At 60.5% G+C, this 504-nt stretch carries 1 protein-coding gene; it reads right to left on the bottom strand.

Features of this window, described 5'->3' with window-relative positions:
- Positions 1 to 504, bottom strand: a 504-nt coding sequence (locus FK530_RS25645; RefSeq protein WP_146489556.1) for an ABC transporter permease, incomplete at both ends; no start/stop codon positions are given.

The raw sequence follows: 504 nt of genomic DNA, 5'->3' as shown, positions 1-504 counted from the left end.
AGGAAGGAAGCGGCAAACCCCGGGATCAGCATCGGCAATGTCACCGTCCGGAAGATCCTCCACTGCGAGGCACCCAGCGAGGCAGCAGCCTCCTCCATCGCGGGATCGAGATTGCGCAGCATGCCGAGCATGTTCATGTAGGCGACAGGGAAGAAAGACAGTGACAGAACCAGTGTCAGACCGCTGAGGCCATAGATGTTCCACTGTTGATGGAACACCTGGTTCGAAATGATCCCATTTCGTCCGAAAAGCGTGATGGCCGAGGTCGCGACCGCGAAGGGCGGGGAGACGATGGGAACCAGGCAGATCAAGTGCAGGAGACGTTTTCCCGGCATTGCCACGCGCGCCTGGACGTAGGCGAAGAAGAAGCCCAGCAGCGTCCCTATCAGGCCAACGACAGCGCCCAGGACAAGGGTGTTCTTCATGATGGTGCGGTTCGTCCGCGACGTGAACAAGCTCCCCAGGACGACCGAGCCTTCGGCGGAGAAGGCCCGGAGGAGGATC

This window comes from Tsukamurella conjunctivitidis (assembly GCF_007858475.1).
Classification (GTDB): domain Bacteria; phylum Actinomycetota; class Actinomycetes; order Mycobacteriales; family Mycobacteriaceae; genus Tsukamurella; species Tsukamurella conjunctivitidis.
Note: the sequence above shows the minus strand (reverse complement) of the source record. Positions and strands in the feature narration are given on the sequence as shown.